The organism is Streptomyces sp. NPDC058985 (assembly GCF_042740985.1).
GTDB lineage: Bacteria > Actinomycetota > Actinomycetes > Streptomycetales > Streptomycetaceae > Streptomyces.
In genome coordinates, this window is sequence record NZ_JBHYJX010000021.1 from 44,183 (window position 1) to 69,041 (window position 24,859).

The window sequence follows — 24,859 nt, forward strand, 5'->3', positions numbered from 1 at the left end:
GCGCCCCCGGCCCACCCCCCGACCCACTGCACCCCCCCCACCCTGACGCCCCCCGCAGGCGCGGCCCGGCCCGCCCACCGGCCGCCCCGCGCGCCTCCCGGTGCCGCCTGACCGGGATCTCGGCCACCTGCGGTTAGCGTCGGTCGTGACAGCCGACGAGGGCACGGAGGACGCGGTGGCCAAGGGACGGGAGCAGGCGGCGCCGGATGCCGTGCTGACGCGGATCGGTCAGGTCGTCATCCTGCATCACGCGGGCGACCGCGAGGAGGCCCGGGACCGCTTCCTCGGCCTGTGGGCGGAGATCGGCGAGCACGGCGACCCGCTGCACCGGTGCACGCTGGCCCACTACCTGGCCGACACCCAGGACGACCCGGGCGACGAACTGGCCTGGGACCTGCGCGCGTTGGCGGCGGCCGAGGAGATCACCCAGGACTCGCCCGCCGATCCCCGCGAGGGCGTGCTCGCCGCGCGCGCCCTGTACCCCTCGCTCCATCTGAACCTCGCGGACGACTACGACCGCCTCGGCCACCGCGAGGCCGCCCGCCTGCACCTGCGGCGCGCCCGGGGCGCGGCCGAGTCACTGCCCCCCGACCGCTACGGCGAGGGTGTGCGCGCGGCGATCGGCCGGCTGGAGCGCCGCCTGGACGGCGCGGGCCGCGGTTCGGACGGGCCCGACCGACCCGGCGGATGGCCGAGACCACCGCGGCAGCGGCCGTAGGCATGCGTGGCGCCCGTGTGCTGTCCCGCTCAGGGGCCGTACGCCTGCTCGCAGATGCGGGACTCCGGGCTGCCGGGGCGCCAGCCGCCGTACCGCTTGCCGAGCGAGCACACATCCGTGTTCCGGCCGGTGTCCTGGCCGGACGAGGGAGCCTGGGGGAGCGCGGGGGCCTCGGGGGCCGGCACCCTCGGGCGTTCGGTCCGCTCCGGTGTCCCGGGCCGGGCGGGCCGCGGTCGCCGTTCGGGGCGGGTGCGGGCGGCCGGCGCCTCCTGCTGGGGCGGCCCGGCGGCCGGGGGTTCCGTACGCCGCGGTTCCCGGGTCGCCCGGTCCGGGGCCGGCGAGGGGCCGATCATCTCCAGCGCCTCCCGGGCCGGGGCCTGTACGACCCGCGGTTCGGCCGGGCCGTCCGGGCGCGGCGTCAGGGAACGGGCGCCCGCCGGGGCCGGGTCGGCGGCGGCCGGGCCCTGGACCGTCGTACAGCCGGTCAGGGCGGTGACGGCCACGGTCACCAGGAGCGTCGCTGTGGTCCTCGTTCGATGCACCCGCGTCACTCTGCTGGTTCGGGTCCATTCCACGACGCCGGACCGGCGGAGGTTGCCCCGCACGGGTGATCTCCGGCCCCGTACGGAGGCCCGGTGGCCGCCGGGGGTGACGTCAGTCGCCCGTGGCACCGTCCAGGCTCTCCCGGATCAGGTCGGCGTGCCCGTTGTGACGGGCGTACTCCTCGATCATGTGGGTGTGGATCCAGCGCAGGTTGTAGCGCTCACCCGTGCGGGCGTGCTTGCCCCGGCCCATGTCGTCCAGGGAGAAGCCGGCCGCGTTGCGCCGGGCCGCCTCGATCTCGGCCTGCCAGGTCGCGCGCGCCTCCTGCCAGGTGTCCGACGCGGTCACCCGGAACTCACCGTCCGGGTCCGCGTCCGAGTAGTGGATCGGGCCGGCGTCCTCGGCCGCCAGCACCCTGCGGTACCAGCTGCGCTCCACCTCCGCCATGTGCCGCACCAGTCCCATCAGGGTGAGCCCCGACGGGCTCACGGAAGCCGTCCGCAGCTGTTCGTCGGTGAGGCCCTCGCACTTCCACGCGAGGGTCTGGCGGTGGTACTCGACCCAGCCCTCCAGCATGGTGCGTTCGTCGGCGTCAGGGGCGGGTTCGCGGCGTTCGGCAGTCATGCCGACATCCTCGCCCGACGCCGGACCGGCGCACCAGGGGATTTCAGCCGCCCAGCATGCCGTCCAGGACCTCCCGCAGCCCCGACCGCACGTCCTGGAGGCCGGGCACCTCGGCGTGGAAGCTGCCGGCCACGCAGCTGAACATCAGCCCGTCCGCCCAGGCGACCAGCGAGAGCACGTGGCGCTCCGGATCCGGCGAGCCCAGCTCCGTGACGAGAGCGCCCAGCCGCTCCCGGAAACGGGCGCCCGCCGCGTCGAAGTGGGCCCGCAGCTCGGGGCGGCGGGTGGCCTCCAGGGCCAGTTCGTAGCGGGCCACCGTCAGCTCCCGGTTGTGGGTCAGCGCGCGGTGCGTCGCCAGCGCCAGCGCGTCCACCAGGGAGTCGAGGCCGGCCCGCGGGTCCGGCATCTCGTGCAGCGCCAGCACCCGTTCCTCCCGGTCGGCCAGGCGCCGCACCGCCAGTTCGAGCAGGGCCTGCCGGGTGCGGGCGAGGTTGGAGGTGGAGCCCTGCGGGAGCCGGGCCGTCTCGTCGACCGCGCGGTGCGTCAGCCCGCGCATCCCGCGCTCGGCGAGCAGGGCCAGCGCGGCGTCGGCGACCAGGTCGGCGCGGGAGGCGGCGGCGGGGGCGGCGGGGGCGGAGGAGGGCACTGAGGCCGGGGTGGAGGGGGACATGGAGTTCAACCTACCCGACGGCACTACGGCTGTAGTACAGTCGGCGGCAGGTGCTACTACATCTGTAGTGAAGAGAGTGGTGGAGAGAGCCATGGCACGGACAAGGCGGGCCGTCGTGATCGGCGGCGGCATCGGTGGCCTCACCGCGGCGGTGGCCCTGCACCAGGACGGACTGCGGGTCACCGTCCTGGAGCGGGCCGCCTCCCTGCGGCCGATCGGCGCGGCCATCTCCCTGTCGCCCAACGCCCTGCGCGCGCTGGACGTCATCGGTCTCGGCGACGAGATCCGCGACCTCGCCGCCTGGCAGGGCGACGGGGGACTGCGCACCCCGGGCGGACGCTGGCTCTCCCGGTCCAGCGCGGAGGCCGCCGCGGCCCGGTTCGGCGGTCCACTGGTGCTGCTGCACCGGGCCACCCTCATCGACCGCCTGTCCGAGCGGCTGCCCCCGGGCGCCGTCCGCACCGCGGCCGACGCGATGCTCGCCGACCCCGGCGACCACGACCGCCCGGCCAGGGTGCGCGCCGCGGACGGCGAGTGGGAGGCCGACCTGGTCGTCGCCGCCGACGGCATCCACTCCGCCGTACGCCGCACGCTGTTCCCGGACCACCCCGGCACCGTCTACTCCGGCTTCACCACCTGGCGGGTCGTGATCCCGCTGCCCGGCGTCGAGTTCGCCTCCCACGAGACCTGGGGGCCGGGCCGTATCTGGGGCACGCACCCGCTCAAGGACGGCCGGGCCTACGCATACGCCGCCGCCGTCGCCCCGGCCGGCGGACACGCGGCGGACGAGCGGGCCGAGCTGCTGCACCGCTACGGCGACTGGCACGACCCGATCCCCGCGGTGCTCGCCGCGGCCCGCCCCGAGGACGTCCTGCGGCACGACGTGCACCACATCGCCGCACCGCTGCCCGCCTACCACCGCGGCCGGGTCGCCCTGCTCGGCGACGCCGCGCACGCCATGCCGCCCAACCTCGGGCAGGGCGGCAACCAGGCCGTCGAGGACGCGGTCGTCCTCGCCCACCACAGCCGGGACCTCACGGCCTACACGGCCGCCCGGCAGCCCCGCGCCGATGCCGTCGCCCGCCGGGCCGTCCGGGTCGCCCGCCTCAACCTGATGACCAGTCGCGCCGGGATCGCGGCCCGTGACGCCGCACTGCTCGCGCTCTCCAAGGCGGCACCCGGCCTCTTCCTGCGGGGCTTCGACGGCATCGCCGACTGGCGGCCACCGCAGCCCCCGTATGCTTCAGCGCGGACCCGGACCGGCGAACGTTAGAGGAGCACACCCCGTGAAGGTCGGCTGCATCGGACTCGGCGACATCGCGCGGAAGGCCTACCTGCCGGTGCTCTCCGCCCTGCCGGGGGCCGAACTGCACCTGCAGACCCGCACCCCCGCCACCCTCACCCGGGTCGCCGACGGACTGCGCCTGCCCCAGAGCCAGCGCCACGCCGACCTCGGCTCACTGCTCGCCCAGGGCCTCGACGCCGCCTTCGTGCACGCGCCGACCGCCGTCCACCCCGAGATCGTGACCGGGCTCCTGGAAGCCGGCGTCCCGACCTACGTCGACAAGCCGCTCGCCTACGAACTCGCCGAGTCCGAACGGCTGGTGGCCCTCGCCGAGGAGCGGCGGACCAGCCTCGCCGTCGGCTTCAACCGCCGTTACGCGCCCGGATACGCGCAGTGCGCCGAGCACCCGCGCGAGCTGATCCTCATGCAGAAGAACCGCACCGGGCTGCCCGAGGAACCGCGCACGATGATCCTCGACGACTTCATCCACGTCGTGGACACGCTCCGCTTCCTGGTACCGGGACCGGTCGACGACGTGACCGTGCGCGCCCGCGTCCAGGACGGCCTCCTGCACCACGTCGTGCTCCAGCTCGCCGGGGAGGGCTTCACCGCGCTCGGCGTCATGAACCGGCTCAGCGGTTCGGCGGAGGAGATCCTGGAGGTCTCCGGCCAGGACACCAAGCGCCAGGTGGTCAACCTCGCCGAGGTGATCGACCACAAGGGCCAGCCGACCGTGCGGCGGCGCGGCGACTGGGTGCCGGTGGCCCGGCAGCGCGGCATCGAGCAGGCGGTGCTCGCCTTCCTCGACGCGGTGCGCGCGGGGCGGGTGCTCAGTGCCCGGGACGCGCTGGAGACCCACGATCTGTGTGAGCGGGTGGTACGCGCGGTCCACGAGCGCTCCGCCTGAGCCGCACCGCCCGTACGCCCTCGCCGGCGCCCCACGCCGCGAGGATCACGAGCGCCGCGTGCACGGTCCAGTCGCCGAGACGCACGTACGGCGTGGTGCCGTGCGTGAGGGGGGTCTCGTACACCCGCGCGGTGCTCGCGTCGGTGCCGAGCCAGGAGCCGATCCGTTTCCCGTTGGCGTCGTACACGGCGGAGACGCCGGTCAGCGTCGAGTGCACCATCGGCCGGCCCGTCTCCGCGGCGCGCAGCGCGGCGAGCGAGGCGTGTTGCCCGGGAGCCCAGGTGTGCTGGAACGTCGACGTCGACGACTGGGCGACCAGCACCTCCGCGCCGTCGGCGGCCAATTGCCGGCTCATGTCGGGAAACGCGCTCTCGAAGCACACCATCGGGCCGATCCGCAGCCCGTCCCCGACGTTCATCACCACCTGCTCGGTGCCCCGCCTGCGGTCCTCGCCCGCCGCCTCGCCGACGGAGGTGGCCCAGCCGAGCAGGGAGCGGGCCGGCACGTACTCCCCGAAGGGCACCAGCCGCATCTTGTCGTACCGGTCGCCGGTCGGGCCGTCGGGGCCGACCAGCACCGAACTCTTGTAGATGCCCGGCTTGTCCGAGCGCCGCGCGTCCACGTTGACCAGGATCTCCGCGCCGGTGTCCCGGGAGAGCTCCGTCAGCCGGCGGGCCAGGTCGGGCCGGTCGTCCAGGTCGAAGCCGACGCTGCTCTCGCCCCAGACGATCAGATCGAGGTCTCGGCCGGCGAGCCCGCGGGTGAGCTGTTCCTCGCGGTCGAAGCGCCGGTCGGCGCTGTCCGCGCCGTCCACGACGCCGGGCTGCACCACGGCGATCGCGGCCCGCTCGTCGGTGTCGGGGCGCGGCGACCAGACCCAGGCCGCGGAGGTGGCGGCGGCGGTGGCGACGAGCCCGGCCAGCGCGGGCACCCGCGACCGGCGGACGGCGACGAGCACGGCGACGGCGACGTTCACCGCCACCACCAGGAAGCTCAGCAGCCAGACCCCGCCGACCGAGGCCAGCCGCAGCGCCGGGGCCACCTCCCACTGGCTGGAGCCGAGCATCCCCCAGGGGCCGCCGAGCCCCTGCCAGGAGCGGACCAGTTCCACGGCCAGCCAGCCCGACGGCAGCACCAGGAGCGCCACCCCGACCCGGACGGCCGAGGGCGCGCCGCCCAGCAGCCGCCGCACCAGCCAGCCCCACGGCGCCCACAGCGCGCCGAGCAGCGCCGCGATCACGAAGGTGAACACGTGCAGGTTCGGCAGCAGCCAGTGGTGCATGGCGAGCATGAAGCCGAAGCCGGCGCACCACCCGTCGTACGCCGCCCGCTTCCCGGTCGGCGCGGTGCGGGCCAGCAGGATCCAGGGGACCAGCGCGAACCAGGCCCACCACCACAGGGCGGGGCCCGGGAAGGCGAGTACGGGCAGCGCTCCGGCGAGCACGGCGGCGGCCGAGCGCCACCACCGGGAGGCGAGCCGGCGGTCGAGCGTCTTCATGGGCGCCTCCCTACCCCCGATGTCTACAGTGTGCGCCCGCGAGGAGGGCGAATTTCAGTTGATCACACCGGGTGTCGATGGCGCGCAAGGCGTGGGCAAGGCGTTCTCCGCGTCCTAGAGTGATCGATGATCGATCAAACTGGAGGTGCTCATGAACCGACCCATCACGGTGGTCACCGGCGGCAGCCGTGGCATCGGCGCGGCGACCTGTCTGCGTCTCGCGGCGGACGGACACGACCTGGCCGTCGGCTACGCGCGGGACTCGGCGGCCGCCGAAGCCGTCGTCGCGGGCGTGCGCGAGGCGGGCGGACGCGCGGTGGCGGTACGTGCGGACACCGCGGTCGAGGAGGACGTCGAGCGCCTCTTCGACGTGGCGGAGGAACGGCTCGGGCCGGTGACGGGCCTGGTGAACAACGCCGCCGTGACCGGTCCGCTGGGACGCCTCGCCGACAGCGACACCGCCGACCTGCGCCGGGTCCTGGACGTCAACCTGCTCGGCGTGCTGCTGTGCGCCCGGCGCGCCGCGCGGCTCATGACGGCGCGGGGGAGCGGTGTGATCGTGAACGTCTCGTCGGGCGCCGCGACCCTCGGCAGCCCGGGGGAGTACGTCCACTACGCGGCGGCCAAGGCGGGCGTCGACACGCTGACGCTGGGCCTGGCCAAGGAGCTGGGGCCGGACGGTGTCCGGGTCAACGCGGTCGCGCCCGGCGTCATCGACACCGAGATGCACGCGGCGGCGGGCGCGCCGGACCGGGCGCTGCGGATGGGGGCGGCGGTGCCGATGGGCCGTGCCGGCCGGGCGGAGGAGATCGCGGCGGCGATCTCCTGGCTGATGTCGCCCGACGCCTCGTACACGACGGGGACGGTGCTCCGCGTGGCCGGCGGGCGCTGACGGCGGACGGGTGCCGGGGCGGGCGGCTCCGGGTCAGGCGGCCTCGATGACCTCGCCGCGGATCGCTCTCGCCCACTCGACCACCAGCAACTCGTACTCCACACGCTCCTGTGCCGACAGGGTCCCGCCCGCGCGGCGCCAGAGCGCACGGATCTTCTCGTTCAGCTCCGCGGCTGAGCGCACGGAACCAGGGATCGCGTAATCGGGGGACATGCGGACAAGCCTAGGGGTAAGCGCTGACGGTGCGCTACCGGACGGCTACAGAAGCCGTCGCTGTCAGTGGGCCGACTCCGCGGCGTGCGGGCTGAGGGCGCCGGTGCTGACCAGGGCGATGATGATGATGCCGAGCGCGATGCGGTACCAGACGAACGGCATGAAGCTCTTGGTCGAGATGAACTTCATGAACCAGGCGATCACCGCGTACCCGGTGCCGAAGGCGATGACCGTCGCGAACAGCGTCGGCCCCCAGGAGACGTGGTCGCTCTCCATCGCGTCCGTCAGCTCGAACAGACCCGAGGCGAGCACCGCCGGGATCGCGAGCAGGAACGAGTACCGGGCCGCCGCCTCGCGCCGGTAGCCCATGAAGAGGCCGCCGCTGATCGTGGCCCCGGACCGGGAGACGCCCGGGATGAGGGCCGCCGCCTGGCAGACGCCGTAGATCAGGCCGTCCCGGACGGTCAGGTTCTCCAGCTCCTTGCGCGCGCGGGGAGCGCGGTGCCGGCCGCCCTTCTCGTCCCGCGCGGCCATCCGGTCAGCGATGCCGATGATCACACCGACGACGATCAGCATCGTCGCGGTGATGCGCAGGTCGCGGAAGGGCCCCTCGATCTGGTCCTTCAGGGTCAGGCCGAGCACGCCGATCGGGATCGAGCCGACGATCACCAGCCAGCCCATGCGCGCGTCGGGGTCGCGGCGCATCGACTTGTCGGTCAGTGACCGTGTCCACGCCGAGATGATCCGCCCGATGTCCTTGCGGAAGTAGATGAGGACCGCGGCCTCGGTGCCGATCTGCGTGATCGCCGTGAAGGCCGCGCCCGGGTCGTGCCAGCCGGAGAACGCCGCCGTCAGGCGCAGGTGCGCGCTGGAGGACACGGGGAGGAACTCGGTCAGCCCCTGGACGAGTCCGAGGATGAGTGATTCGAACCAAGACATGAAGGTACGCAGTCCAAGTGCCGAGCGAGAAAAGGGCGATGGGCGCGCCGGACCCCGAAGTCGGATGATCGGGACCGGCTGTGCCGAGGGGCAGCGTAGCGCCCCAAAGTGAAGTCCGGCCCACAGGGGTGGAAGGTCCCCTAGGCGGCCGTCGGGCCCGTCACGGTCCAGCCGTCGGCCTGCGGATGGGCGGTCAGGTCCTCGTGCCGGACGGTGTCGCCGCAGGCGCGGCAGGTGATCCGCGGGAGCAGCTCGCTGCCGCAGATGTGCTCGATCACCATGGGGCGGTCGCCGTCCGCGCGCAGGTGCCGGTCGCCCCAGGCCATGAGGGTCATCAGCACCGGTTCCAGCTCCAGCCCCGCCCGGGTCGGCCGGTACTCGAAGCGCTGCGGGCGCTCGCTGTACGGCTGCTTGGTCAGGATGCCCGCGTCCAGCAGACGCCGCAGCCGGGTGGCGAGGATGTCGCGCGGGGCGCCGGTGTTGCGGACCAGCTGGTCGAAGCGGCCGTTGCCGAGGCAGACCTCGCGCAGGACGAGCAGGGAGTACTTCTCCCCGACGAGCGCCAGGGTGTCGGCGATCGAGCAGGGGCGCGGGTTCTTGGGGGCGGCGGCCATGGCGCCCAGCATAAAGGAGGGTTTGTTTTTCCAACTCGCCAGGCTATGGTGAGTCCAGAAATCCTACTCACTGGTAGTCGCCGGCAGCCGGAGGCCCGCAGCATGCGTGAAGCAGTCGTCGTCGAAGCCGTACGCACCCCGATGGGCAAGGGCAGGCCGAACGGCGCCCTCGCCCACGTCCACCCCGTGGAACTCCTCGCGCACACGCTGCGCACCCTCGTCGAGCGGTCCGGCGTCGACCCGGCGCTGATCGACGACGTCATCGGCGGCACCGTCGACCAGGTCGGCGAGCAGGCCATGAACACCACCCGCTACGCCCTGCTGTCCGCCGGCTTCCCCGAGTCCGTGCCCGCGACCACCGTGGACCGGCAGTGCGGCTCCTCCCAGCAGGCCGTCCACTTCGCCGCACAGGGCGTCATGGCCGGGGCGTACGACCTGGTCGTCGCCTGCGGGGTCGAGTCGATGAGCCGCGTCCCGATGGGGGCGAACGTGCCGGCCGGCACCGACCCCTTCGGCCCCGGCGTCGCCGCCCGCTACCCGGACGGACTCGTCCCGCAGGGCATCAGCGCCGAACTGATCGCCGCCAAGTGGTCGCTCTCCCGGGAGCGGATGGACGCCTTCGCCGTCTCCTCGCACCGGAAGGCCGCCGCGGCCTGGGAGTCAGGGCGCTTCGACGCCGAGATCGCGCCCCTGGACGGTGTCTCGCGCGACGAGTGCGTACGCCCCGCGAGCAGCGTGGAGGTCCTCGCCGGTCTCCGGCCCGCCTACCACGACCCGGCCTTCGCCGCGCGCTTCCCGCAGATCGAGTGGAACATCACCGCGGGCAACGCCAGCCCGGTCAACGACGGCGCCTCGGCCGTGCTGATCACCTCGGCCGAGACCGCCGCCCGCCTCGGCCTGCGCCCGCTCGCCCGCCTGCACAGCTTCGCCGTCACCGGCTCCGACCCGCTGCTGATGCTGACGGGCGTGATCCCCGCCACCGAGAAGGTGCTGCGCCGGGCGTCGCTCTCCCTGAAGGACATCGACCTGTTCGAGGTCAACGAGGCGTTCGCGAGCGTGGTGCTGGCCTGGCAGCAGGAGACCGGCGCCGACCTCGACAAGGTCAACGTGCACGGCGGGGCCATCGCGCTGGGCCACCCCCTCGGCGCCAGCGGCACCCGCCTGACCACCACCCTCGTCCACGCCCTCAGGGAGCGCGGGGCGCGCTACGGACTCCAGACCATGTGCGAGGCGGGCGGCCTCGCCAACGCCATGATCCTGGAATCCGTGTAACGCGCCGTCAGCGCCCGCGCAGCCGGTGCCGCTTGCGCCAGGCCACCGCCGCGCCCGCGAGCCCCGGCAGGGCGATGCAGGCCAGCGCGATCAGGAAGGCCGGAGACGTCGGCGTCGAGGCGCGGGCCCCGGCGACGACGTAGGCGGCGGTGTTGGGGATGGAGCCCAGTCCCGTCGCCAGGAGGAAGGGGAGCAGGCCCATGCGGGACACCGCCGCGCAGTAGTTGGCCGCGGCGAACGGCACCCCGGGGAAGAGCCGGGCCGCCAGCATCGAGCGGAAGCCGTGCCGGCTCAGCTGCCCGTCCGCGGCCTTCAGCCACTTGCCCCGCAGCAGCGGACGCAGCGCCTCCTGGCCCAGCACCCGGCCCAGGCAGAAGGCGATCCCGGCGCCGAGCACCGTCCCCGCCAGCGCCGAGGCGAGGCCGAGCTGCGCGCCGAACAGCGCACCCGCGGCCAGGTTCAGCAGCGGACGCGGCACGAAGGCGACGGTGCACAGCCCGTACGCCACCGCGTAGGCGACGGCCGCCGCGGCTCCGCCGAGCTGTGGCGGCCAGCCGTCGGTGAGCAACCGCTGCGGCTGGAAGAGCAGGACCGTGGTCGCGGCGGAGGCCAGCAGGGCGACGAGCAGGGAGAGCCGGGACCACGGGGAGAGCAGGACTCTGGTCACACGGGCGGCGAACCCGGTCGGTGCGGCGGGTGGGACCGGCCCGCCGACGGTGGCGACGGCGAGCTCCGTTGCGGCGGTCCGGGGAGTGACCGTGGCGGTGCCCCCAGAGCGGGTGGTGGCATCGAGCATCCGGTGACACTAACCGACATATGTGTGTGATCGCCGTATGGAGCGTCTCACGGGCGTCACAGCCGAGTGAATCCCCGTCCGCACCCTGCCGGTTCCGCCCTGTTCGGCACACGCGAAAACCATTCGACGTGGAACGGGCCGTCGGCGAAGATCTGCCTCATGTTCCGGTACGCCTTCCACCTCGCAGCATCCGCCGTCGCGGATGCGCCGAAGGCTGCCGTCCTCTTCTTCCCGGCCGCCGCCGACGGCGCCCGAAGCTGACCCTCCCCGGACACTCCGGCGGACCCCCCAGGGGGAGGGTCGGCCGGACACCGGGGTCCCCACCACCGCCACGAGGCTTCGAGGTACCGCCATGTCCAAGACGGCGTACGTCCGCACCAAACCGCATCTGAACATCGGCACGATGGGCCATGTCGACCACGGCAAGACCACCCTGACCGCCGCCATCACCAAGGTCCTCGCCGAGCGCGGCGCCGGCGCGTTCGTGCCGTTCGACCGCATCGACCGGGCCCCGGAGGAGGCGGCGCGCGGCATCACCATCAACATCGCGCACGTCGAGTACGAGACCGACACCCGGCACTACGCGCACGTCGACATGCCCGGCCACGCCGACTACGTCAAGAACATGGTCACCGGCGCCGCCCAGCTCGACGGGGCGATCCTCGTCGTGTCCGCGCTGGACGGGATCATGCCGCAGACCGCCGAACACGTCCTGCTCGCCCGGCAGGTGGGCGTCGACCACATCGTGGTCGCGCTCAACAAGGCCGACGCCGTCGGAGACGGCGATGACGCGGTGCTGGCCGACCTCGTCGAACTGGAGGTCCGCGAGCTGCTCACCGCGCACGGCTACGGCGGAGACTCCGTGCCCGTCGTGCGGGTCTCGGGACTGAAGGCCCTGGAGGGCGACCCCCGGTGGACGGCGTCCGTCGAGGCGCTGCTCGACGCCGTGGACACCTACGTGCCCATGCCGGAGCGGTACCTGGACGCGCCGTTCCTGCTGTCGGTGGAGAACGTGCTCACCATCACCGGCCGCGGCACGGTCGTCACCGGCGCGGTCGAGCGCGGCACGATCCGCGTCGGCGACCGGGTCGAGGTGCTCGGGGCGTCCGTCGAGACGGTGGTCACCGGAGTGGAGACCTTCGGCAAGCCGATGGAGGAGGCCCAGGCCGGGGACAACGTCGCGCTGCTGCTGCGGGGCGTCGGCCGCGACGCCGTGCGCCGGGGGCACGTGGTCGCCGCGCCCGGCAGCGTCGTGCCCGCGCGGCGCTTCTCGGCGCGGGTGTACGTGCTGTCGGCGCGGGAGGGCGGGCGTTCGACGCCCGTCGCCACGGGGTATCGGCCGCAGTTCTACATCCGTACGGCTGATGTCGTCGGAGACGTCGATCTCGGGGAGGTGGCGGTGGCGAGGCCCGGGGACACGGTCACGATGACGGTGGAGCTGGGGCGGGACGTGCCGCTGGAGACGGGGCTCGGCTTCGCGATCCGTGAGGGTGGACGGACCGTGGGGGCGGGCACCGTGACGGCCGTCGGGTGAGTGCCCCTTGATGTGGGTGGGGGACCGCGGGGCCGTCGTGGCTGGTCGCGCAGTTCCCCGCGCCCCTGCCGGCGATGTCCGACCGCACAATGGAGGAGTGAACCAAGCCATCCCCGTGAGCCGCGTCACCGACCACGGCACCGTCAAGCTCATGCCCGACGTCGACCGGCGGCGGGCCTGGCTGCTCACCGTGGACGGGGCGCCGCAGTCCTACGTCGACCTGGACGAGCCGGCGCACCTGGAGTTCGAGTACACGCGCCGGCTCGGCCACGTCCTGGACACCGTCGCCGAGCCGGGCCGCGCGCTGGACGTGCTGCACCTCGGCGGCGGCGCGTACACCCTGCCGCGGTACCTGGCCGCGACCCGGCCCGGCTCGCGCCAGGACGTCGTGGAGGCGGACCGGGGGCTGCTGGACCTGGTCGCCGAGCACCTGCCGCTGCCGGACGGCGCGGACGTCACCGCGCACGGCGCCGACGCCCGCGCCTGGCTGGCTGCCGCCCCCGCGGACTCGGCCGACGTACTCGTCGCCGACGTCTTCGGGGGCTCCCGCGTGCCGGCGCACCTGACCTCCGTCGAGTACGCCCGCGAGGCGGTGCGGGTGCTGCGCGCCGACGGCGTGTACGTGGCGAACCTGGCCGACGGGGCGCCGTTCGGCTTCCTGCGGGGCCAGCTGGCCGGCTTCGCCACGCTCTTCGAGGAACTGGCGCTGATCGCCGAACCGGGGGTGCTGCGCGGGCGCCGGTTCGGCAACGCGGTCCTCGTCGCCTCGGGCCGGCCCCTGGACATCCCGGCGCTGGCCCGGCGCACCGCCGCCGACGCCTTCCCGGCCAGGGTCGAACACGGGGCGGCCCTGCGGGACTTCGTCGGCGGCGCGCGGCCGGTGCGGGACGCGGACGCCGTGCCGTCACCCGAGCCTCCCGCCGGGGCGTTCGGCATCGGCTGAGCGGCGCCTACGACTCGGTCGGCGGTTCCTCGGTGAGCCGCACCGTGCTGAGGATCTTCTGGATCGTCGCCTCCGGGACCTCCTCGTCGACGCCCTTGGCGCCGTACAGGTTCCAGGTGACGAAATCGCCCGCGCTGTTCTTGAACGCGAAGGTGATCGCCTTGCCCTCGGTGTCGCACTTGCCCTTCTGGGGCGTGCCCTGCGAGTACGCGGTGATGACGCTGCCCTTGATGCCGGACGTGGTGGTGTACGCCTTCGGCTTGCCGTACTTCACGCTCTTCTTGTCCGGCTGCGTGTAACCGCCGTAGATCCACCACGGCACCCGCGTCTCGGCCGCCTGGTCGGTGTCCTTGGCGCCGCTCTCACCACGGGTTCCGGTGGTCGCGAGGGAGGTGCTCTCCTTGCGGCCGTCCTTGTTCTCGTCCGTGGTGCACCACTCGGACTTGAGGTAGGCGGGGGCGGTGACCGTCGTGCGGTCGGTCTTGCCCTTCTCCTCCCACTCGAAGCCGACGCTGGTGTCCTTGCTGTCGATCTCCCAGTCGGCGGGCACGTCGAACATGGTGCCGAAGCGCGGGTTGGCGACGACCTTCCAGCCGTCGATGGTCGCCTCCAGCCCGTCGCCGCCGCGCGGGTTGTCGTCGGAGCCGGACGCGCTCGGATCCGTGGACGGGGTCTCGGACTTGTCCGCGGACGCGCTCGCGGACGGCTTCTTGTCCTTGCCGTCGTCCGCCTGGTCGTCCTTGTCGCCGCCGAGCACCAGGAACCCGGTGACACCGGCGGCCACCACCACGGCGAGGGCCGCGACGATCGCGACCAGCTTCGTCCGGTTCCCGCCACCGCCACCGCCGGGAGCGGGCTGCGGCGCCCCGGCGGGCTGCGGTGCCCCCCACTGCTGTTGCCCGTACTGGCCGGGCTGCTGCTGGTATCCCGGCTGCTGGTAGGGATTCGGCTGTTGGTACCCCGGCTGCTGGTACGGATTGTTCTGCGGGTTCTGCTCGCCCCCGGGCGGCTGCTGTCCTGGCCACATGAGCAGTCACCCTAATGCCGCGCAGGACACGATTCGGTCACCGGGCCTTGTCAGGGACGTACCAGAAGTGAGGAGCTCCCGTGACGGGTCGCGCGGAGATCGCCCGGTCCGGGCCTGGCCCTTCGATGCTACTCATGGGTAACCTTCTGCCATGAGCGCAGATCAGATGTCGATCGGCGAGTTGCTCGCCGCCACGGTGCCGATGGTCAGGACCCTGAACCTCGAGTACCTGGAGACCACTCCGGAGAAGGCCGTCCTGGCTCTCCCGGACCAGAGCGAGTACCGCAACCACGTGGGTGGACCGCACGCCGGAGCCATGTTCACCCTGGGCGAGTCGGCCAGCGGCGCGATCGTGCTGGCCGCCTTCGGCGACCAGCTCTCCCGGGCCGTACCGCTGCCGGTCACCGCCGAGATCGCCTTCAAGAAGATCGCGCTCGGCCCGGTCACCGCCACCGCGACCCTCGGCCGCCCCGCCGCCGACGTCGTCGCCGAACTGGACGCCGGGAGCCGCCCCGAGTTCCCGGTCGGCGTCGCCATCCGGCGCGAGGACGGCGCGGTGACCGGTGAGATGACCGTCATATGGACCCTGCGTCCCAACAGCTGACCTCCCGCGAACCGGTACGCTTCCCGGGTGCGCCTTCGCCGAGGCGCACCCGGGAACAGGTACGCGAAGCGGAGGATGCGCGTTGCACGTCCAGGAGTGGCTCGACACGGTGCCCGCGGTGGCCGTGTACGCCGTCGTCGGACTGGTCATCGGTCTGGAGAGCCTGGGCATCCCGTTGCCCGGTGAGATCATCCTGGTGTCGGCGGCCCTGCTGTCGTCGCAGCACGGCGGCATCGATCCGCTGGTCCTCGGCGTCTGTGCCAGCGCGGGCGCGGTGATCGGCGACTCCATCGGGTACGCCATCGGCCGCAGGGGCGGCCGGCCCCTGCTGGCCTGGCTGGGCCGCAAGTTCCCCAAGCACTTCAGCGAGGGCCACATCGCCACCGCCGAGCGCTCCTTCCAGAAGTGGGGCATGTGGGCCGTGTTCTTCGGCCGCTTCGTCGCCCTGCTGCGCATCTTCGCGGGCCCGCTGGCCGGTGTGCTGCGGATGCCGTACTGGAAGTTCCTGATCGCCAACGTCCTCGGCGGCATCGTCTGGGCGGGCGGCACCACCGCCGTCATCTACTACGTCGGAATCGTCGCGGAGTCCTGGCTCAAGCGCTTCTCGTGGCTGGGCCTGGTGCTGGCCGTCGCCATCGGCGTGACCTCGATGCTGGTCCTGAGGAAGAAGGCGAAGAACGCTCAGCCGGTTTCCGCCGCCGAGTAGCAGCGCGCCCCGAAGGGGCGCGGGGCTGTGACATCGTGCGGCTCCGCCGCGGGGCGCGGCCAGCCACGAATCACCCGCGCCCGGCCCGCTAGAGAACATCCCCCAAAGCTCCCCGATGCTCCCCGGCCAGCGCCGCGTACATCGTGCCGTTCAGCGTCACCCCGGCCCGCTCCTCCTCCGTCAGCTCCCGCCTGACCTTCGCCGGCACCCCCGCGACCAGCGAGCCGGGCGGCACCCGCATCCCCTGCGGCACCAGCGCCTGGGCCGCGACCAGCGAACCCGCGCCGATCACCGCGCCGTTGAGGACCGTGGCGCCCATGCCGATCAGGCAGTCGTCCTCGACCGTCGCGCCGTGCACCACGGCGTTGTGCCCGATGGAGACCCGCTCACCGACCGTGACGGGGAAACCGGGGTCGGCGTGCAGCGTGCAGTTGTCCTGGACGTTGCTGTCCGCGCCGACCGAGATCCGCTCGACGTCGCCGCGCAGCACCGCGCCGTACCAGACGCTCGCCCCGGCGTGCAGGGTCACGTCTCCGATGACCGAGGACGTCGGTGCCACGAAGGCCCCCGCGTCCACCTTGGGCTCCTTGCCGGCGATGCCCGTGATCAGCGCCTTCTGCGTCATCTCCGCCTCCTGTTCGGGTGATGTACGGCACCGTACGCCACCCGGTGGGGTGAAGATCACAGCACTCCGCGGTCATGGCCGCACCGCCCGCCGACTACCGTGAGCGGGTGCCCAAGCGCAAGAACACGTTCTCGTCCTGGCGGAGCCGCCTGGCGCAGCGGGCCGTCCACGCGGGCTGGGCCTGGGTGCAGCGCACCGGCTCCGTCACCGCCGCCCACCCCGGACGGTTCCGCTTCGGCGCGCTGGGCACGGGCACCCGGCTCGCCTTCCCGCTCGGCACGGTCTTCGGCGAGCCCTGGATCCACGTCGGTGCCCACTGCATCATCGGCGAGCAGGTCACGCTGACCGCCGGGCTCATGCCCGACCTCGACCTCGGTCCCGAGCCGATCCTGCGCATCGGCGACGGGGTCGTCCTCGGCCGCGGCAGCCACGTCATCGCCGACACCACCGTCACCATCGGCGGCGACTGCTACTTCGGCCCGTACGTCTACGTCACCTCCACCAACCACTCCTACGACGATCCGCACCAGCCGATCGGCAAGCAGTGGCCCCGAATGGACCCGGTCGAGATCGGCCCCGGCTGCTGGATCGGCACCGGCGCGGTGATCCTGCCCGGCGCGCGGATCGGGCGGAACGTGGTCGTGGCCGCCGGCGCCGTGGTGCGGGGCACCGTCCCCGACCACGCGGTGGTGGCGGGCGCGCCCGCCAAGGTCGTACGGCGCTGGACCCCCGCCGAGGGCTGGCAGCCGCCGCTGCGGACCCCGGCGCCGGTGCCGATCCCCGACGGGGTCACGCCGGGACAGCTGCGGGAGTTGTCGGGGCTGGACGGCGAGGCGCTGGCCAGGCTGGCGGAGCTGGACGACGACCGGCCGGAGGTCACGGGCAGGCTCGCGGAACCGGCCGCCGAGAGCTGAGCGTTCCCGCGACCGCGCGGCGGCCGGGTCAGCCCGTGGCCAGCAGCAGGGTGCCCACCAGGGCGAGGCCCGCGCCCGCCGCCTGCACGGCGCGCAGCCGTTCGCTGAGGAACCCGCGCGCGGCCAGCGCGGTCACCACCGGATACAGGGAGGCCAGCACCGCCGCCACCGTCACCGGGCCGTGCTGGGCGGCGATCGAGTACGTGCCGTTGGCCGCGACGTCGGCGAGCCCCACGAAGCCGAGCGCGGGCAGCGAGCCCCACGGGAAGCCCTCCGGCGGCAGCGCGGGGGCGCCGCGCCGGACGGACACCCACAGGGCCAGTCCGCCGGCGGCGACGTTGGTGACGCGCTGGACGAACAGGGCGAGGAACAGGCCGGTGAGCGTGGTTGACGCCTCCGCGATCAGGACCATCACGGCACCGAACCCGAAGGCCGCGACGAGGGTGAGGGCGACCGTGCGCCGCTGGACCGGCGCGCCGCGCAGGTGCGGACCGCCGGCGAGCACCACGCCCGCGACGGCGACCAGGATGCCGGCGAACTGCGGCAGCCCGGGGCGCTCGCCGAGGGCGAGACCCACACCCACCGGGACGGCCACGCCGAGTGAGCCCAGGGGCGAGACCACGCCCATCGGGCCCAGGGCGAGCGCCTTGTAGAAGGCGAGCATCGCCACCGGGCCGACCAGACCGGCGGCGACCGCGAACCAGAGGTGTGCGGACGCCTCGCTCCAGGCGCCGGTCGCGGCCACGATCGTGCCGAGGACGACGACCGCGACCGACTGGGAGACGACGACCACCGTGAGCGCGGGCGTGCGCCGGGTCAGTACCCCGCCGCCGAAGTCGGCCATGCCCCACAGGAGGCTGGTGGCCAGGGCGAACAGCGCTGTCATGATCCGGCCGCCTCGCAGTACAGTTCGGTGAACCTTCGGGTGCAGCAGACCATAGTTCACTGGACTGCACTGCGTCATCCAAAATAATGCACGAACGGTGCGCGTTACGGTGCACGAACTCATGAAGGCAAGGGACGGAACGTGGCGGACCTCGACCTGCTGACCCAGTCCCTGGCGCGCAACGTCAAGCGCTGGCGCACCGAGCGCGGCTTCACCCTGGAGGCGCTGGCCGCCCGCGCGGGCGTCAGCCGCGGCATGCTCATCCAGATCGAGCAGGCCCGCACCAACCCCAGCCTCGGTACCGTCGTCAAGATCGGCGACGCGCTCGGCATCAGCATCACGACCCTGCTGGACTGGGAGCAGGGCCCCAAGGTCCGCGTCGTCCCCGCCGAACAGGCGGTACGCCTCTGGCACACCGACGCCGGCAGCTTCAGCAGGCTGCTCGCCGGGGTGGAGGCGCCCGGGCCGCTGGAGATGTGGGAGTGGCGGCTGATGCCGGGGGAGAGCAGCCCCTCCGACCCGCACCCCACCGGCACGGTCGAGATGGTGCACGTCACGACCGGGGAGCTGACGCTCACCGTCGACGGGGCGGCACACAGCGTCCCGGCCGGTGCCAGCGCCTCCTTCGAGTCCGACACCCCGCACACGTACGGCAACGAAGGCGCGGAGCCGATGGAGATGATCATGGCGGTGTCGGTGCCGCCCGTCCGCTGAGACGGCCGTCCCGCCCACCGGTCGCTGTTGTTAGCGTGCGGCCATGCACGCACCCATCGGGAACTTCGACAGCGCCACGCCCGCACCGGACTGCCTGGACGAGCTGACCCGCCCGGTCGCCGACGCCGTACGCCACTGGCGCGGCAGTGTCCCCGCCGAGCAGATCGTCTACGTCGACACCGACCCGGAATGGGCCGACACCGCCACCTTCGTCGAGCACTACGGCCGCGACCTGCTCGAACGCTCAGCGAACTGCGTGGTGGTCACCGGCAAGCGGGCAGGCGGCAGCACGCTCGCCGCCTGCCTGGTCCTCTCCACCACCCGCGTCGACGTCAACGGCGTCGTCCGTCGTCACCTCGGCGCGCGCAAGGCGTCCTTCGCCCCGATGGACACCGCGACCGGCGAGACCGGCATGGAGTACGGCGGCATCACCCCGATCGGCCTGCCCGGCGACTGGCCCCTGCTGGTGGACCCGTCCGTCGTCGATCTGCCCTACGTCCTCGTCGGCAGCGGACGCCGGCGCGGCAAGCTGCTGGTCCCCGGCAAGGCCTTCGCCGAACTGCCGGGCGCCGCCGTCCTGGAGGGGCTGGGCGGCGCCGCCTGACCCTCACCTCGGCGCGTGGTGGGCCAGCGCCAGATGCGGGTCCGCCTCGCCCGGCACCGGGGCCGGGTCGGCGTGGACCAGCGCGGCGGTGAGCCGCGGCACGGCGTGCAACAGGGCGTGCTCGGCCTCGACGGCGATGCCGTGGGCCCGGCGGACGGTCGTCTCGCCGTCGACGACCAGGGCGACCTCGGCGCGCAGCCGGTGCCCGACCCAGCGCAGCCGCAGCTCACCCACCCCGCGCACGCCGGGCACCTCGCGCAGCACCTGTTCCGCCCGGTCCACCAGCGCCGGGTCGACGGCGTCCATCAGCCGCCGGAACACCTCGCGCGCCGCGTCCCGCAGGACCAGCGTGATCGCGGCCGTGATCGCCAGCCCCACCAGCGGGTCGGCGAGCTGCCACCCCAGTGCCGCGCCGCCGGCGCCCAGCAGCACGGCCAGTGACGTGTAGCCGTCCGTCCGCGCGTGCAGTCCGTCGGCGACCAGCGCCGCCGAGCCGATCTCCCGGCCCACCCGGATCCGGTGGCGGGCCACCCACTCGTTGCCCGCGAAGCCGACCAGGGCGGCCGCGGCGACCGCCGGGACGTGCGCGACGGGACGGGGGTCGAGCAGCCGGTCCACCGCCGTCCAGGCCGCGAGGACCGCGGAGGCGGCGATCGTCAGGACGATCACGATGCCGGCCAGGTCCTCCGCCCGCCCGTAGCCGTAGGTGAAGCGCCGGGTGGCAGCGCGCCGGCCCAGGACGAAGGCGATGCCGAGCGGTACGGCGGTCAGCGCGTCGGCGGTGTTGTGGACCGTGTCGCCGAGCAGCGCCACCGACCCGGAGACCGCCACCACTACCGCCTGGACGAGCGCCGTGGCGCCCAGCACCGCCAGCGACACCCACAGCGCGCGCAGCCCGCGGGCGGAGGACTCCAGGGCGGAGTCCACCTTGGCGGCGCTCTCGTGGGAGTGCGGGGTCAGCCGGTGGGTGAGACGGTGCCATCCGCCCGCGGGGGGACGGTGGCCGTCGTGGGGGTGATGCCGGTGCGGGTCGCTCACGGGATGCCCCTTCCGGTGGTCCGGGTGGTCCGGGTGGTCCGGGTGGTCCGGGTGGTCCGGGTGGTCCGGTGCGGTGGGTGGACGCGTGACGCCCACGGCGCCATTATGTGCGTATGAGCGCACGCATGCACCTGTCAGCTGCGGACGACGCGCACCCGCGCACGCCGGGCGAGGAGCAGTTCGCGCTCGCCGCCGAACTCCTCGCCCTGCTCGGCGACCGCACCCGCCTGACCCTGCTGCACGCCCTGACCGACGGCGAGGCCGACGTCACCACCCTCACCGAGGCGTGCGACGCGGCGCGGCCCGCGGTCAGCCAGCACCTGGCCCGGCTGCGGCTCGCGGGGCTGGTGAGCACCCGCAAGGAGGGGCGCCGGGTCGTGTACACGCTGCGGGACGGGCATCTGCGCCGCCTCGTCGGCGAGGCGCTGAACGTCGCCGACCACCGGCTCGGCGACCGGCCGCTGCACGACTGACCGGCGGCCTCAGCCGCCGGTCCGCACGCCCAGGTAGCGCTCGGCGAACTCCGTCGCCGCGGCCGGCGAGTCGAACAGGCGGCGCAGCCTCGCCAGCGCCGCACCCGCGCGGTACGGGTCGCCCGACGCCGTGCCGTGGTAGACCTCCGACAGCCACTGGGAGAACTCCTGGTAGTCCCAGGCCCGGGCGAGGCACGCCCCCGCGTACCCCGACAGCCCGGTGTCGTCGCCCTCCGTGAAGTGCGCCGCCAGCCCGTCGCCGAGCAGGAACGCGTCGTGCAGGGCGAGGTTCAGCCCCTTGGCGGCGATGGGCGCCGTCAGGTGCGCCGCGTCCCCGGCCAGGAAGAGCCGGCCGAAGACCACGGGTTCGACGACGTAGCTGTGCATGTCCAGGACGCGCCGCTCGATCAGCCGCCCTTCCCGGAGCGGCGGTGCGCCGGCCGCCCCCAGGCGCTCCCGCAGTTCGGTCCAGACCCGGTCGTGCGACCAGCTCTCCGGGTCGTCCCCCGGCGGGCACTGGAGGTAGTAGCGGGTCACCTCGGCGCTGCGCGGCATGTGGCCGGCGAAACCGCGCGGATGCATGCCGAACACGACGCAGTCCGAGGACGGCGGCGCCTCGGCGAGCAGCGCCAGCCAGCCGACGCCGTAGTCGTGCCGGGCGAGCCGGGCCCGCCCCCGGGGCAGCGACGCCCGCGTCACCCCGCGCGCCCCGTCGCAGCCCGCCACGAAGTCCGCCCGCACGTGGAGGCGTTCACCGGAGTCGGGGCACACGTACGACACCGACGGACGGTCGGACTCCGGTTCGTGCAGGCGTACGTCCCGGACACCGAACCGGATCTCCCCGCCGCGCACGTCCGCGTACTCGCGCACCAGGTCCGTCACCAGGAACTGCTGCGGATAGACGAAGTGGTGCTGCCCCGTCAGCCCGGTGTACTCGAAGCGGAACCGCTCCCCGGCGAACCGGAACTCGCACTCGGTGTGGGTCTGCGCCCGTTCCAGCAGGGTCCGCGCCAGCCCCCGCCGTTCCAGCCCGCGTACGGCCCATTCCTCGATGACCCCGGCGCGGGGCCGCCGTTCGATGAACTCACGGGTCTCGGTCTCCAGGACCAGACAGCCGACGCCCGCGGCGCGCAGGATGGCGCCGATGGCGAGCCCGGCCGGTCCGGCGCCCACGACGACGACCGGAAAACGCCGCGCGGTGGCCGAGCCGGAGTGGGAGGAAGGTGCGGTCACGCGCACAGTATGCGGGCGCCCGGACGCCCTCGGGAACGGCCGCGGGGCCTTCGTCCCGGGGCGCCGGAAATTCCCTGGAACGCTGATCCCGGCGTCAGCCCAGTCGGGGGATCTCGATGGCCGGGCAGCGGTCCATGACCATCTCCAGACCCGCGGACCGGGTCCGTTCGTACGCCGCCTCGTCGATCACGCCCAGCTGGAACCAGACCGCCCCGGCGCCCTTCGCGACCGCCTCGTCGGCGACCGGGCCGGCCAGGTCGGCGTTGACGAAGACGTCGACGACGTCCACGTCGAAGGGGATGTCGGCGAGGGAGGCGTACCCCTGCTCGCCGTGGACCGTCTCCGCCTTGGGATGCACGGGCACGACGCGCTTGCCGAAACGCTGCAGCACCTCGGCGACGCCGTACGCCGCGCGCTGCCGGTTGGAGGAGAGGCCCACCACGGCCCAGGTGTCTCCCAGCTCGGTGAGGATCTTGCGGACTGCTGCCTCGTCGCCGTACACCGGCGGCCTCCTTCGGTTCCCGGGTGACCCGCGGGTCGCGTCTCCCGGTCTGGTCAACGGAGGGCGGGGAGCCGAGATTCCCCGCGCGGCGGGGGAGCGACGCGCGCGCCCCCTGTGCGTCACCGCGTCACCCCGCCTACGCTCACCCCGTGCTGCGCATCATCGACGCCCGGACCGGAGAGCCCGCCCCCGCCGCCCCCGCCCGGCGGGCCCCGACGCGGGTCGTGGCGCACGCGCCGGACGGAGACACGACCACGCTGCGCGTGCTGCTCGTCGCCGACCTCCTGGTCCGCGCCCTGGATCTGGCCGGCACGCCCGCATGGGCACTGCTGACCGCCGCGCGGGAGCCCGGCGGGCTGCGGGAGCGGGCGGCGGCCCTGGGCATCCGGCCCTTCGAGGACGGCGGCGCCGGACCGGACACCGGCCAGACCGTGCACGTCCGGCGCGCGGGAGGACCCGTCCCGGACGGCGTCACGATCGCCGTCGCCCCCGTGCACCCGGCCGGACTCGACCTCACCGACCCGGACGCCGTGCGTCTCGCCCTGCTGGAACGGCACCACCACGCGCGCGTGGAACTGGACGCGACCACCCTGGACGAGGCCCGCGACACCCTCGCGCGCCGGCGGAGCGCGGTCGCCGCCTGGGCGCGGCAGCCTTCGCGCCCCGTACCGGCCGAGGTGCGCGACCGGTTGCGGTCTGCCTGGGAGGACGACCTGGACGCGCCCGGGGTGCTGCGGGTCCTGCACGGCGTGGAGACCGACCCGGACCTGCCGGACGGAGCCCGCTTCGAGATCTTCGCCTACGCCGACCGCTTCCTCGGCCTCCACCTCACCCGCGACCTCGGAGCCCCCGCGTGATCGAGCGCCCCGGCTCCGGCCCGCTGCGCCGCCTGGTGGTCCTGCGGCACGCCAAGTCGGCCCGCCCCGAGGGCGTCGCCGACCACGACCGCCCGCTCGCCCGGCGCGGACTGCGCGACGCCCCCGCCGCCGGACGCGCCCTCGCGGAGCACGACTGGCTGCCCGACCTCGCGCTGTGCTCCACCGCCCTGCGCGCCCGGCAGACCTGGGAACTGGCCTCCGCGCAGTGGGGCACGCCCCCGCCGGTGCGTCACGACCCGCGCCTGTACGCCGCCGGCGTACCGGACCTCCTCGACGTCGTGCGCGAGACGCCCGCCGACGTCGAGACGCTGCTCCTGGTGGGTCACAACCCCGGCCTGGAGGACCTCATCGGCACCCTGGCCGGCGACGCCCTCGACGACGCGCTGGACCGGGTCCGGACCAAGTACCCCACGTCGGCCGTGGCCGTGCTGGACTGGCACGGCACCACCTGGCGGGCGCTCGCCCCCGGAGCGGCCCTGCTCACCGCGGTGACGGTGCCGAGGGGCGGGCGTTCGTGAGCGCATAGGCTGGCCGCATGCAGGACGAGTACCGCACGGTCGCCCGCGCGGGTGTGCACGAGACCGAGATCAACCGCTCCCGCTTCCTGTGCGCCCTCGCCCCCGCCGCCACCGAGGAGGAGGCCCAGGCGTTCGTCGCGGGCGTACGCAAGGAACACGCCGACGCCAGCCACAACTGCTGGGCGTACGTCATCGGCGCCGACGCCGCCGTCCAGAAGGCGAGCGACGACGGCGAGCCCGGCGGCACGGCCGGTGTCCCGATGCTCCAGATGCTGCTGCGCCGCGACATGCGGTACGTCGTCGCCGTCGTCACGCGCTACTACGGCGGCGTCAAGCTCGGCGCGGGCGGACTCATCCGGGCCTACGGGGGCGCGGTCGGCGAGGCGCTGGACGACCTCGGCACCCTCACCCGGCGCCGGTTCCGGCTGGTCACGGTGACCGTCGACCACCAGCGGGCCGGGCGGCTCCAGAACGACCTGCGCGCGGCGGGCCACGCGGTGCGCGACGTGCGCTACGCCGAGGCGGTGACCATCGAGGTCGGCCTGCCCGAGACCGAGGTGGAGACCTTCCGCTCCTGGCTCGCGAACGCCACCGCCGGGTCGGCCGGGTTCGAACGGGGCGGGGAGGCGTACGGAGACGCGTGACGGCGGTGGCGACCGCCGGCCGACGAACGTCTGAGGTTCGTGGTG

30 protein-coding genes are annotated in these 24,859 nt (G+C 73.9%); 16 read left to right on the top strand and 14 right to left on the bottom strand.

Translation table 11 applies throughout. The features are described from left to right. The first annotated feature begins 175 nt into the window (after positions 1–175). A complete protein-coding gene (locus ACFW01_RS19865; RefSeq protein WP_384505200.1) occupies positions 176–718 on the top strand; it encodes a hypothetical protein in 543 nt (180 codons plus the stop codon). 29 nt (positions 719–747) lie between these two features. Here ACFW01_RS19865 and ACFW01_RS19870 read toward each other — a convergent pair whose 3' ends face one another. From ACFW01_RS19870 to ACFW01_RS19880, 3 genes are all read right to left on the bottom strand, one after another. Beyond that, positions 748–1,260 (bottom strand): hypothetical protein, encoded by a 513-nt coding sequence (locus ACFW01_RS19870; protein ID WP_384505082.1) that lies wholly within the window; start codon positions 1,258–1,260, stop codon positions 748–750. A gap of 112 nt (positions 1,261–1,372) precedes the next feature. Beyond that, complete coding sequence (locus ACFW01_RS19875; protein ID WP_234957599.1) at positions 1,373–1,885, bottom strand: DinB family protein; 513 nt, start codon at positions 1,883–1,885, stop codon at positions 1,373–1,375. Positions 1,886–1,928: 43 nt separating this feature from the next. Then, complete coding sequence (locus tag ACFW01_RS19880) at positions 1,929–2,555, bottom strand: TetR/AcrR family transcriptional regulator (protein ID WP_234957598.1); 627 nt, start codon at positions 2,553–2,555, stop codon at positions 1,929–1,931. 91 nt (positions 2,556–2,646) lie between these two features. On the opposite strand from ACFW01_RS19880, the gene ACFW01_RS19885 reads away from it, so the two are divergent. Both ACFW01_RS19885 and ACFW01_RS19890 read left to right on the top strand, forming a co-directional pair. Beyond that, positions 2,647–3,828, top strand: a complete 1,182-nt coding sequence (locus ACFW01_RS19885; protein ID WP_384505085.1) for an FAD-dependent monooxygenase — start codon at positions 2,647–2,649, stop codon at positions 3,826–3,828. Between the two features lie 13 nt (positions 3,829–3,841). Then, complete coding sequence (locus ACFW01_RS19890) at positions 3,842–4,747, top strand: Gfo/Idh/MocA family protein (RefSeq protein ID WP_234957596.1); 906 nt, start codon at positions 3,842–3,844, stop codon at positions 4,745–4,747. Here ACFW01_RS19890 and lnt read toward each other — a convergent pair. Beyond that, on the bottom strand, positions 4,671–6,245 hold the full coding sequence (gene lnt, locus ACFW01_RS19895) for an apolipoprotein N-acyltransferase (protein ID WP_384505089.1): 1,575 nt from the start codon (positions 6,243–6,245) through the stop codon (positions 4,671–4,673). The two genes, ACFW01_RS19890 and lnt, sit on opposite strands and share 77 nt — an antisense overlap. A gap of 151 nt (positions 6,246–6,396) precedes the next feature. Here lnt and ACFW01_RS19900 point away from each other — a divergent pair, with 151 nt between their 5' ends. Next, a complete protein-coding gene (locus ACFW01_RS19900; protein ID WP_384505092.1) occupies positions 6,397–7,137 on the top strand; it encodes an SDR family oxidoreductase in 741 nt (246 codons plus the stop codon). A 33-nt stretch (positions 7,138–7,170) separates the two neighbouring features. Here ACFW01_RS19900 and ACFW01_RS19905 read toward each other — a convergent pair whose 3' ends face one another. The 3 genes from ACFW01_RS19905 to ACFW01_RS19915 form a co-directional block, all read right to left on the bottom strand. Beyond that, a complete protein-coding gene (locus ACFW01_RS19905; protein WP_234957593.1) occupies positions 7,171–7,350 on the bottom strand; it encodes a hypothetical protein in 180 nt (59 codons plus the stop codon). Positions 7,351–7,413: 63 nt separating this feature from the next. Continuing rightward, positions 7,414–8,289 (bottom strand): undecaprenyl-diphosphate phosphatase, encoded by an 876-nt coding sequence (locus tag ACFW01_RS19910; protein ID WP_384505095.1) that lies wholly within the window; start codon positions 8,287–8,289, stop codon positions 7,414–7,416. A 140-nt stretch (positions 8,290–8,429) separates the two neighbouring features. Then, complete coding sequence (locus tag ACFW01_RS19915) at positions 8,430–8,903, bottom strand: helix-turn-helix domain-containing protein (RefSeq protein WP_234957592.1); 474 nt, start codon at positions 8,901–8,903, stop codon at positions 8,430–8,432. Positions 8,904–9,005: 102 nt separating this feature from the next. Between ACFW01_RS19915 and ACFW01_RS19920 the strand changes: the two genes are divergently transcribed. Then, positions 9,006–10,175: a thiolase family protein gene (locus ACFW01_RS19920; protein ID WP_234957591.1), complete on the top strand. Its 1,170-nt coding sequence runs from the start codon at positions 9,006–9,008 to the stop codon at positions 10,173–10,175. Between the two features lie 7 nt (positions 10,176–10,182). Here the strand turns inward: ACFW01_RS19920 and ACFW01_RS19925 are convergent, their stop codons facing one another. After that, on the bottom strand, positions 10,183–10,971 hold the full coding sequence (locus ACFW01_RS19925) for a TVP38/TMEM64 family protein (RefSeq protein WP_384505100.1): 789 nt from the start codon (positions 10,969–10,971) through the stop codon (positions 10,183–10,185). Positions 10,972–11,323: 352 nt separating this feature from the next. On the opposite strand from ACFW01_RS19925, the gene tuf reads away from it, so the two are divergent. Both tuf and ACFW01_RS19935 read left to right on the top strand, forming a co-directional pair. Further along, positions 11,324–12,505, top strand: a complete 1,182-nt coding sequence (tuf, locus tag ACFW01_RS19930) for an elongation factor Tu (RefSeq protein WP_234957589.1) — start codon at positions 11,324–11,326, stop codon at positions 12,503–12,505. Between the two features lie 97 nt (positions 12,506–12,602). Continuing rightward, on the top strand, positions 12,603–13,448 hold the full coding sequence (locus ACFW01_RS19935; protein ID WP_384505103.1) for a spermidine synthase: 846 nt from the start codon (positions 12,603–12,605) through the stop codon (positions 13,446–13,448). Positions 13,449–13,455: 7 nt separating this feature from the next. Here the strand turns inward: ACFW01_RS19935 and ACFW01_RS19940 are convergent, their stop codons facing one another. After that, entirely contained in the window at positions 13,456–14,475 is a 1,020-nt protein-coding gene (locus tag ACFW01_RS19940; protein ID WP_234957587.1) for a hypothetical protein, read from the bottom strand. A 166-nt stretch (positions 14,476–14,641) separates the two neighbouring features. On the opposite strand from ACFW01_RS19940, the gene ACFW01_RS19945 reads away from it, so the two are divergent. Then, entirely contained in the window at positions 14,642–15,079 is a 438-nt protein-coding gene (locus ACFW01_RS19945) for a DUF4442 domain-containing protein (protein ID WP_234957657.1), read from the top strand. 82 nt (positions 15,080–15,161) lie between these two features. Further along, a complete protein-coding gene (locus tag ACFW01_RS19950) occupies positions 15,162–15,785 on the top strand; it encodes a DedA family protein (RefSeq protein ID WP_234957586.1) in 624 nt (207 codons plus the stop codon). An 88-nt stretch (positions 15,786–15,873) separates the two neighbouring features. On the opposite strand, the gene ACFW01_RS19955 is transcribed toward ACFW01_RS19950, so the two are convergent. After that, positions 15,874–16,410, bottom strand: coding sequence for a gamma carbonic anhydrase family protein (locus ACFW01_RS19955; protein ID WP_234957585.1), 537 nt, complete (start codon positions 16,408–16,410; stop codon positions 15,874–15,876). Between the two features lie 107 nt (positions 16,411–16,517). Between ACFW01_RS19955 and ACFW01_RS19960 the strand changes: the two genes are divergently transcribed. Beyond that, positions 16,518–17,324, top strand: coding sequence for an acyltransferase (locus ACFW01_RS19960; RefSeq protein ID WP_234957656.1), 807 nt, complete (start codon positions 16,518–16,520; stop codon positions 17,322–17,324). 28 nt (positions 17,325–17,352) lie between these two features. Here the strand turns inward: ACFW01_RS19960 and ACFW01_RS19965 are convergent, their stop codons facing one another. Beyond that, positions 17,353–18,210: a DMT family transporter gene (locus tag ACFW01_RS19965; protein ID WP_234957584.1), complete on the bottom strand. Its 858-nt coding sequence runs from the start codon at positions 18,208–18,210 to the stop codon at positions 17,353–17,355. A gap of 141 nt (positions 18,211–18,351) precedes the next feature. Between ACFW01_RS19965 and ACFW01_RS19970 the strand changes: the two genes are divergently transcribed. Both ACFW01_RS19970 and ACFW01_RS19975 read left to right on the top strand, forming a co-directional pair. After that, a complete protein-coding gene (locus ACFW01_RS19970) occupies positions 18,352–18,924 on the top strand; it encodes a helix-turn-helix domain-containing protein (RefSeq protein WP_376355788.1) in 573 nt (190 codons plus the stop codon). A 43-nt stretch (positions 18,925–18,967) separates the two neighbouring features. Then, positions 18,968–19,528, top strand: coding sequence for a YbaK/EbsC family protein (locus tag ACFW01_RS19975; RefSeq protein WP_234957582.1), 561 nt, complete (start codon positions 18,968–18,970; stop codon positions 19,526–19,528). A 3-nt stretch (positions 19,529–19,531) separates the two neighbouring features. Here ACFW01_RS19975 and ACFW01_RS19980 read toward each other — a convergent pair whose 3' ends face one another. Further along, complete coding sequence (locus tag ACFW01_RS19980) at positions 19,532–20,566, bottom strand: cation diffusion facilitator family transporter (RefSeq protein WP_234957655.1); 1,035 nt, start codon at positions 20,564–20,566, stop codon at positions 19,532–19,534. Positions 20,567–20,679: 113 nt separating this feature from the next. On the opposite strand from ACFW01_RS19980, the gene ACFW01_RS19985 reads away from it, so the two are divergent. Continuing rightward, positions 20,680–21,039, top strand: a complete 360-nt coding sequence (locus tag ACFW01_RS19985) for a metalloregulator ArsR/SmtB family transcription factor (RefSeq protein ID WP_234957581.1) — start codon at positions 20,680–20,682, stop codon at positions 21,037–21,039. A gap of 9 nt (positions 21,040–21,048) precedes the next feature. On the opposite strand, the gene ACFW01_RS19990 is transcribed toward ACFW01_RS19985, so the two are convergent. Together ACFW01_RS19990 and ACFW01_RS19995 are read right to left on the bottom strand one after the other, a co-directional pair. Beyond that, positions 21,049–22,272 carry a 4-hydroxybenzoate 3-monooxygenase gene (locus ACFW01_RS19990; protein WP_384505109.1) on the bottom strand — a complete coding sequence of 408 codons (1,224 nt, stop codon included), beginning with the start codon at positions 22,270–22,272 and terminating at the stop codon, positions 21,049–21,051. 94 nt (positions 22,273–22,366) lie between these two features. Next, positions 22,367–22,774, bottom strand: coding sequence for a CoA-binding protein (locus tag ACFW01_RS19995; RefSeq protein ID WP_234957579.1), 408 nt, complete (start codon positions 22,772–22,774; stop codon positions 22,367–22,369). 149 nt (positions 22,775–22,923) lie between these two features. Here ACFW01_RS19995 and ACFW01_RS20000 point away from each other — a divergent pair, with 149 nt between their 5' ends. Genes ACFW01_RS20000 through ACFW01_RS20010 form a run of 3 tightly spaced genes read left to right on the top strand, consistent with a single transcriptional unit; the run spans position 22,924 to position 24,814 of the window. After that, on the top strand, positions 22,924–23,631 hold the full coding sequence (locus tag ACFW01_RS20000) for a hypothetical protein (RefSeq protein ID WP_384505112.1): 708 nt from the start codon (positions 22,924–22,926) through the stop codon (positions 23,629–23,631). Then, positions 23,628–24,170 (top strand): SixA phosphatase family protein, encoded by a 543-nt coding sequence (locus ACFW01_RS20005; protein ID WP_384505115.1) that lies wholly within the window; start codon positions 23,628–23,630, stop codon positions 24,168–24,170. The genes ACFW01_RS20000 and ACFW01_RS20005 overlap by 4 nt, the downstream gene beginning before the upstream one ends. A 17-nt stretch (positions 24,171–24,187) precedes the next feature. Continuing rightward, a complete protein-coding gene (locus ACFW01_RS20010; protein ID WP_234957576.1) occupies positions 24,188–24,814 on the top strand; it encodes a YigZ family protein in 627 nt (208 codons plus the stop codon). The last annotated feature ends 45 nt before the right edge of the window (positions 24,815–24,859 follow it).

Excerpts from the sequence above, each read along its gene's own strand:
- ACFW01_RS19965 (WP_234957584.1), bottom strand. The coding sequence starts at position 18,210 with ATGACAGCGCTGTTCGCCCTGGCCACCAGCCTCCTGTGGGGCATGGCC.
- ACFW01_RS19940 (WP_234957587.1), bottom strand. The coding sequence starts at position 14,475 with ATGTGGCCAGGACAGCAGCCGCCCGGGGGCGAGCAGAACCCGCAGAAC.
- ACFW01_RS19900 (WP_384505092.1), top strand. The coding sequence starts at position 6,397 with ATGAACCGACCCATCACGGTGGTCACCGGCGGCAGCCGTGGCATCGGC.
- lnt (WP_384505089.1), bottom strand. The coding sequence starts at position 6,245 with ATGAAGACGCTCGACCGCCGGCTCGCCTCCCGGTGGTGGCGCTCGGCC.
- ACFW01_RS19925 (WP_384505100.1), bottom strand. The coding sequence starts at position 10,971 with ATGCTCGATGCCACCACCCGCTCTGGGGGCACCGCCACGGTCACTCCC.
- ACFW01_RS19905 (WP_234957593.1), bottom strand. The coding sequence starts at position 7,350 with ATGTCCCCCGATTACGCGATCCCTGGTTCCGTGCGCTCAGCCGCGGAG.
- ACFW01_RS19885 (WP_384505085.1), top strand. The coding sequence starts at position 2,647 with ATGGCACGGACAAGGCGGGCCGTCGTGATCGGCGGCGGCATCGGTGGC.
- ACFW01_RS19945 (WP_234957657.1), top strand. The coding sequence starts at position 14,642 with ATGTCGATCGGCGAGTTGCTCGCCGCCACGGTGCCGATGGTCAGGACC.
- ACFW01_RS19975 (WP_234957582.1), top strand. The coding sequence starts at position 18,968 with ATGCACGCACCCATCGGGAACTTCGACAGCGCCACGCCCGCACCGGAC.
- ACFW01_RS19880 (WP_234957598.1), bottom strand. The coding sequence starts at position 2,555 with ATGTCCCCCTCCACCCCGGCCTCAGTGCCCTCCTCCGCCCCCGCCGCC.
- ACFW01_RS19875 (WP_234957599.1), bottom strand. The coding sequence starts at position 1,885 with ATGACTGCCGAACGCCGCGAACCCGCCCCTGACGCCGACGAACGCACC.
- ACFW01_RS19985 (WP_234957581.1), top strand. The coding sequence starts at position 20,680 with ATGAGCGCACGCATGCACCTGTCAGCTGCGGACGACGCGCACCCGCGC.
- tuf (WP_234957589.1), top strand. The coding sequence starts at position 11,324 with ATGTCCAAGACGGCGTACGTCCGCACCAAACCGCATCTGAACATCGGC.
- ACFW01_RS19955 (WP_234957585.1), bottom strand. The coding sequence starts at position 16,410 with ATGACGCAGAAGGCGCTGATCACGGGCATCGCCGGCAAGGAGCCCAAG.
- ACFW01_RS20010 (WP_234957576.1), top strand. The coding sequence starts at position 24,188 with ATGCAGGACGAGTACCGCACGGTCGCCCGCGCGGGTGTGCACGAGACC.
- ACFW01_RS19915 (WP_234957592.1), bottom strand. The coding sequence starts at position 8,903 with ATGGCCGCCGCCCCCAAGAACCCGCGCCCCTGCTCGATCGCCGACACC.
- ACFW01_RS19920 (WP_234957591.1), top strand. The coding sequence starts at position 9,006 with ATGCGTGAAGCAGTCGTCGTCGAAGCCGTACGCACCCCGATGGGCAAG.
- ACFW01_RS19910 (WP_384505095.1), bottom strand. The coding sequence starts at position 8,289 with ATGTCTTGGTTCGAATCACTCATCCTCGGACTCGTCCAGGGGCTGACC.